Source organism: Plectonema cf. radiosum LEGE 06105 (genome assembly GCF_015207665.1).
Lineage (GTDB): Bacteria > Cyanobacteriota > Cyanobacteriia > Cyanobacteriales > Nostocaceae > Rivularia > Rivularia radiosa_A.
On record NZ_JADEWL010000236.1, the window covers coordinates 1 to 5,965 of the forward strand.

The 5,965-nt window shown below is 39.3% G+C and carries 8 protein-coding genes; 6 read left to right on the top strand and 2 right to left on the bottom strand.

Going from position 1 to position 5,965, the window contains the following annotated elements:
- Positions 1 to 440 precede the first annotated feature (440 nt).
- Entirely contained in the window at positions 441 to 677 is a 237-nt protein-coding gene (locus tag IQ247_RS31025) for a type II toxin-antitoxin system Phd/YefM family antitoxin (protein WP_193925930.1), read from the top strand.
- Positions 661 to 1,044: a type II toxin-antitoxin system VapC family toxin gene (locus tag IQ247_RS31030; protein ID WP_228060209.1), complete on the top strand. Its 384-nt coding sequence runs from the start codon at positions 661 to 663 to the stop codon at positions 1,042 to 1,044. The genes IQ247_RS31025 and IQ247_RS31030 overlap by 17 nt, the downstream gene beginning before the upstream one ends.
- A 165-nt stretch (positions 1,045 to 1,209) precedes the next feature.
- Here the strand turns inward: IQ247_RS31030 and IQ247_RS31035 are convergent, their stop codons facing one another.
- The gene (locus IQ247_RS31035) at positions 1,210 to 3,084 is read right to left on the bottom strand and encodes an asparagine synthetase B family protein (RefSeq protein WP_193925931.1); all 1,875 of its coding nucleotides are present in this window, start codon (positions 3,082 to 3,084) and stop codon (positions 1,210 to 1,212) included.
- A 269-nt stretch (positions 3,085 to 3,353) separates the two neighbouring features.
- On the opposite strand from IQ247_RS31035, the gene IQ247_RS31040 reads away from it, so the two are divergent.
- Both IQ247_RS31040 and IQ247_RS31045 read left to right on the top strand, forming a co-directional pair.
- Positions 3,354 to 3,767: a XisH family protein gene (locus IQ247_RS31040; RefSeq protein ID WP_193925932.1), complete on the top strand. Its 414-nt coding sequence runs from the start codon at positions 3,354 to 3,356 to the stop codon at positions 3,765 to 3,767.
- Entirely contained in the window at positions 3,755 to 4,090 is a 336-nt protein-coding gene (locus IQ247_RS31045) for a XisI protein (RefSeq protein ID WP_193925933.1), read from the top strand. The genes IQ247_RS31040 and IQ247_RS31045 overlap by 13 nt, the downstream gene beginning before the upstream one ends.
- 72 nt (positions 4,091 to 4,162) lie before the next feature.
- On the opposite strand, the gene IQ247_RS31050 is transcribed toward IQ247_RS31045, so the two are convergent.
- Positions 4,163 to 4,708, bottom strand: a complete 546-nt coding sequence (locus tag IQ247_RS31050; RefSeq protein WP_228060210.1) for a PqqD family peptide modification chaperone — start codon at positions 4,706 to 4,708, stop codon at positions 4,163 to 4,165.
- 453 nt (positions 4,709 to 5,161) lie between these two features.
- Between IQ247_RS31050 and IQ247_RS31055 the strand changes: the two genes are divergently transcribed.
- Both IQ247_RS31055 and IQ247_RS31060 read left to right on the top strand, forming a co-directional pair.
- On the top strand, positions 5,162 to 5,398 hold the full coding sequence (locus IQ247_RS31055) for a hypothetical protein (RefSeq protein ID WP_193925934.1): 237 nt from the start codon (positions 5,162 to 5,164) through the stop codon (positions 5,396 to 5,398).
- Between the two features lie 74 nt (positions 5,399 to 5,472).
- Positions 5,473 to 5,733, top strand: coding sequence for a hypothetical protein (locus IQ247_RS31060; protein WP_193925936.1), 261 nt, complete (start codon positions 5,473 to 5,475; stop codon positions 5,731 to 5,733).
- Positions 5,734 to 5,965: the final 232 nt, after the last annotated feature.

Below are 5,965 nucleotides of genomic sequence, written 5' to 3' on the forward strand. Positions count from 1 at the left end.
CGCTAATTATCAATAGGAACCATATCTAATGCCTATTCTTGTGTACAAATTAGCTATCTTTGCTATTGGGCGATCGCAGTCTAAAAGGCACTTATGGTAAGACTTTGGTTGTTTTCGGAGATGTCTATTACATAGCAGATGGGGAATTTCGTACTTCATTGAAAGAAAGTAGCCAGTTGCGTTTGTCGCCATCACGTCCAAAAAAGGTAAGCTTGTTGAGCATGCCAGTTCCGTCGCTACCATTTGCATCAGTATTGAACTCGCCACCAAATCCCGTTAAAACTACCCGTGCATGGTCTGCACAACGTTTAGTAAAATCATTACCAGGGAAGAAGCATATCTCGCGCTAACTTTCATACATAATAATATGAGCGCGTCAAAGAAGAATTTTTGCTAAAATATTTAAACTCATAAAACAATGTGAATCTTTAAGGAACGCAATGAAAAAGGTTACACTAACAGAATTGAGTAATAATATTGAGCGTCTACTGGATGAGGTACTAGAAACAGGTATTTCACTAGAAATTAACAAAAATGGTAAGTTGTTAAGAATTATTCCTGTAGAAAAAAAAGATAAACTTAGCAATTTGACTTTTAAGCCTAATGTTATTCAAGGAAATCCAGATGATTTAGTTAATATCAGTTGGGAGCAGGAGGTCAATGTTGATTTATCTTGATACTCATGTAGTAGCATGGCTACATTCTGGTTTGACAGATAAATTAACCGATCTTGCTAAAACTTTAATTAATGACAATGAAGTTTATATTTCGGCAATTGTTCGATTAGAGTTACAGTATTTATATGAGATAAAACGTATTACAGATGAACCGGATGTGATTATTTCTAATCTGTCTGAGGAAATTGGTTTAAAAATATGTAATAAAAACTTCAATGATATTATATGTGTGACTTTAACGATTACTTGGACTCGCGATCCTTTTGATCGGATTATTACGGCAAATGCTCTGTTAAATAACAACATATTACTGAGCAAAGATCAAAATATTTTAAATAACTATCTGTATGCAAGATGGTATTCGTGAAGTAACCCAACCCGATCAATCGAGGTTAGGGTTTCCAATTAGATTAATTCAGGAAGCGATCGCACTATAGTACTTGACCAAAAAGTTTTGCGGAGTTTAGGGAGTGCGAGCTAGCAGCGAGCATCTTGCTCCAAGCGAGCGAGACGCTCGCACTCCCTGTACCTCTTAATATACAGACACAGCTTCAAGTTTTGCTTTATTCGGTGAAACAACTTGAGAATTCCGCAACCAATAAGCAACCGCCAAAGTTTTCTCTACCTCCATGAATTTCCCAGTATCAATTTCCCCAGATTCTAAACACCTGAGTAAATCGGCAGTATCTATATATTCTTCAAAACCGGGTGTATTCTTCAACAAATCCCCAGCCCATAATCCCACGCTTTCCCGCATTCCCTGAATATATTCTTCGGGTGCTTGAAAGACAATTTTTTTCCGAGTACGGATTGCTTCTGGTAATTTACCCTTCATCGATTCCCGCAGGATATTTTTATTAACCAACCAAGGAATCGGGGGAATTGACACCATAAAGTTAACCAAGCGCAAATCGAAGAAGGGATAATAATGTTTAATGGGAATTCCCGTAGAACCGGGGTCGAATTGTTCAAAGATGTTTGACCAAAATGGAGAATTAGCCATGCCGTAGCGAGAGATATTATCTATCGATTCGACGTTAATTTGTTCGTATCGTTGCTGTAAATCCAGTTGCTTAACGAAATCGGCATTAAACCAAGTCGGAAGTTCTAATTTCTTCTTGTTAATTTTGCGCCAATAAGCTCTACCTTGTCGTAAGTATAATTTCGGAGAGCGATGGGTTCGTAAATAATGTCCAAAGACCTGGAATATTTCTCTACGCAAACCGTGTTTCCACCACTCCAGCCAATAAAACTCGCCAAATCGCAAACCGGGGTCACCACCAAATCCGGTTAAAACTACCCGCGCATGGTCTGCACAGCGTCTAGTAAAATCATTACCAGGATTGCGATCGCTAATTCCGATTGGTTCGGGTGATGGGGTTTGGGGGTTGACAGATGGTACGGCACACATATATCCTTCACAGTTCATCTCATTTAAGGGAATCCCAATAAAATGAGCTACCATGCTGGCGTATGAATCTTCCTCTGGCATCATCAGGCGATCGCGCATGGTAAATGCCTGAAAATCAAAGGGTTCTCCTCTTTCTAAGAGTACCTTTTGTGCCGTTGCAGCAATGCTGGTAGAATCCATCCCCCCACTAATATGAGTCGCAATGCGATTTGTCCTTAATCTGTCGCTAACAGCTTGCTCGAAGAGTTCTGAAAAATGCTCTACATACTCTTGGGGATGCTTGTAGAAGATTAAAGGACGAGTGCGGGGTAATTGCCAATACCTTTGGATGTTTAATTTTTGTGTATCTAGTTGTCCAGCTTGCCAAGTTAAAGTATGGGCAGGGGGAAGCCTTTTTATATCAGCAAAAATAGTCGTTGACCATTCCATATTCATTCCCTGCGTCAGGAAATCTCCTACAGCTTGCTGGTTTAACTGGGTCGATATTTGGGGATGCAAGCGGATGCAGTCCAGCGTATTGCTGCAAATCAATGTATTGTTAACTTGAGCATAATAAAACGGCACAATTCCATACTGGTCGCGCGCGCAAAACAAGCGTTGTAGTCTCGAATCCCAAATAATAAAGGCAAAATCCCCCTGTAAATGCTCTACACAAGCTGTATCCCAAACGTGATAAGCGTGTAAAAGTAACTCCACATCGGGTCTAGTTTCATCGATTACCCGACCTCTTGCTAGTAAAGCCACAACTAAATCTTTGCGTCCATCTAACCGGACATCGGCAACAATCCACACGCGATCATCAAGAGTAAAAGGTTGTTGTTCCCGTTCCTGTTCCCAGGTTGTCCGCAATAGGGTATGTCCCAAGCCGATGTGATTTTTATGCCATATTTGTTGAGCATCGGGTCCGCGAAACACCATATAATCGGTCATTTGACGGAGGAGGGACTGATTGACGGGTTCGTTGTTATGATTAATTAGACTGAGAATGCCGCTCATAGGATTTTAATGTGTAGAAGGGAATGGAGAGCAAAGGAATATCTGTTTTTTTTCTAGAAAGCATCTGTTGCGAAAATGGTAGCTACTGATATAAATTATCGAAATTTAACTTACTGTATGGTAAAAATTGTTATATATACGGCTTCTTTATAATTGTTTTTACTGATTTTGGCAAGGTTTTTGATAACTCACATAAAAATTTTTCAGGCTTGCTGTTTCAGCTAAAATAGTAGATGTAGTTCGGTTTAGATTGTCGTGTTACCAGTTCAATGGCTAAAGATATTTTTCACTCTGCTGTTAGGAAAGGTTTAGAAAAAGATGGTTGGCTGATTACAGATGACCCACTTAGGATTCAAGCTGGTGGTGCTGACATGGAAATTGACTTAGGAGCAGAAAAAATAATTGCAGCAGAACGTGGAGAGGAAAAAATCGCCGTTGAAATTAAAAGTTTTATTGGCACATCAAATATTTCGGATTTTCATACTGCGGTAGGACAATTTATTAATTATCGAGTAGCTTTGGAAGAGCGGCAACCGGAACGTATTTTATATTTAGCAGTTCCAGTCAGCGTATATCGGAAGTTTTTTATGCTTCCCTTTGTCCAAACCGTAATTAAACGTTTTCAAATTATATTAATCATTTACGATCCAGTTAGTGAGGTACTTTTAGAATGGAAAAGCTAGAACGTTATCGCACTTATATCAAACAATTATTAACTGATTATGCCAGCCTTAGCCCCTCAGATGGTGAAGCGGAAACCGAGTTAGTTTTTGATACGGATCGAGACCATTATCAAGTTGTGCATACAGGATGGAAGAATCGCAAGCCGATGTATGGATGTGTGTTACATCTCGATATTAAAGGTGAGAAGATTTGGATACAGCATGATGGTACGGAAATTGGTATTGCTGATGAGTTGGTAAAATTGGGAGTGCCAAAGTCAGATATTGTTTTAGCATTTCACGAACCTTTGATAAGGCAATACACTGGGTTTGCGGTGGGTTGATATTATTGAAATAATGTTTATTTTCCTCATATCGTGTGTTGGGTTACGCAAAGCCTCCACCCAACCTACAAGCTACGATCTATCACGCAAACCAGCAAACCTGCTATCAATCCTAAAACCTGGGATAAGACTTCCTTGAGTCACATCATTTACTTTGCCATGCTTGCGTAACAAGGGAGCTTCGTAAGATAAAAGATTATCAATATTTTTAGTCTTTTCTTCTTCAAGTTGATGATATTTATTAACTTCTTCAGTCGTAGCTAAATCTCTTTTTTTTTTCGAGAGGATGAAAGTTTGCTTTAGCAAACTTTCATCCTCTAATTCTTTGCTGTCGTAACTAATTAACAATTCTTCCTTTGATAACTCTTTCACAAACTCAGTTACATCCCGCAGCAACGCAGTTTCATCAACCAGATAAATTTGCAATAATTGCTGCATTGCTGTTTCCACATTTTCAGAGTTTGTCAACAACTGCCAAATCCGACTTCCCACGGGATTTAAGCTGTAGTAAGTTTCCGAATCCATATTTAAGATAACTATCTCACCGTTAAGTTCTTGAGCGAGGACGTTTTCCGGGATGGATAGTTTTTGGTTAAGAATAGAAGTAACTTGATTCATTTAATTAAGAAGTGTATTTTCTCCGATTTACTTCCGACTGTTGGGGATAACCGCAATTTACAAGGGCAAGAATTTTTCTAGTGTTCCAATACAATTAATTCAAAAATAAAACTCACGATACAGTATATGTACTGAGCTTGGATTTCCACATCAGTATTTACACTAGTATGGAGCCATTCTTTCCCCTATCTGCCACATAATAGGAACCCAAAATCATACTGCAAGCGGGGAGAGGCTTAAGAATTTATTAGATATCTCCGGAAAAGATGTAGAGACGTAGCACTGCTACGTCTCTACAAGGGTTCTGGGTAACGCATAGTTAATGTCCGGAGATGTCTATTAATTGGTGGAAGAAACGCCAAAGCCAAACCGGAATTAACAGGTTCTCAACCAAGTAAGAAAGAAGTAAAACAACAAATTGAGAATCAAAATCCATTTACGTGGATTCTCACGGTGAATTGCAGTGAAAAACTATTGAATTTGTGTGGCGCTCAAAAAGCAACTGAATTCGGTGTAGGTGTATATCGAATCCCTCCAATTTTTCGGTTGGGGATTGTCATTATCACAGAATTGGTTGATAGTCCAGAAACGATGTGGCTAAAAATGTTGGGAGATAAACATTCTGCAACTAGCGCTTTTGAGTCAATCAAGCAGCTATCGCCGGAGCGCAGGGAAAAAATGATACAATAAGTGCATGTATAAAATACTGTGTTTACTTACGAGATATACCTACTGATAGTTTAACTCCGGAGGACAAAGATTTTATGAAAACGATGGAACAAATCGATGCTTGGTATGAAGCCCAAATTAACAAGGCTAAGTTAGAAGAAGAATTTTTAGGTAAGCAAAAATCGGCAAGTGCTATAATTCGAGCTAAGTTTGGGGCTGAGGTTCTCACACCACAAATAGTTCGTCAACTCGAACAATTAAACGATCAGCAACTTGATGATTTTATAGCACTCATATTTAATTGGCAACAACCTCGTGAGATGGACTCATGGCTCTCTGGGATCGAAAAAGTTTGAACGCTAACCTAGGTGCTTAACTCCTTTATCGAACATTGGGATACAGAAGTCCGTTTCGCAGCCTTTCTTGAGCGTTGCTAGTCGCTAGTGGTCAGACCAACGCTCGTGACATACTCCTACACTGACTGATTACAGAGAGCGTGTAGGCTTCTCACCAAATCCAGCTATTGCTTCGGATACTCGATGAGCTTTAAGAACCGGATGCCCCACGGCTCTATTTTTTATTACGATA

Coding starts and splice junctions, on each gene's coding strand:
- IQ247_RS31045 (WP_193925933.1), top strand. CDS start 3,755: ATGGAAAAGCTAGAACGTTATCGCACTTATATCAAACAATTATTAACT.
- IQ247_RS31060 (WP_193925936.1), top strand. CDS start 5,473: ATGAAAACGATGGAACAAATCGATGCTTGGTATGAAGCCCAAATTAAC.
- IQ247_RS31030 (WP_228060209.1), top strand. CDS start 661: ATGTTGATTTATCTTGATACTCATGTAGTAGCATGGCTACATTCTGGT.
- IQ247_RS31040 (WP_193925932.1), top strand. CDS start 3,354: ATGGCTAAAGATATTTTTCACTCTGCTGTTAGGAAAGGTTTAGAAAAA.
- IQ247_RS31025 (WP_193925930.1), top strand. CDS start 441: ATGAAAAAGGTTACACTAACAGAATTGAGTAATAATATTGAGCGTCTA.
- IQ247_RS31035 (WP_193925931.1), bottom strand. CDS start 3,084: ATGAGCGGCATTCTCAGTCTAATTAATCATAACAACGAACCCGTCAAT.
- IQ247_RS31050 (WP_228060210.1), bottom strand. CDS start 4,708: ATGAATCAAGTTACTTCTATTCTTAACCAAAAACTATCCATCCCGGAA.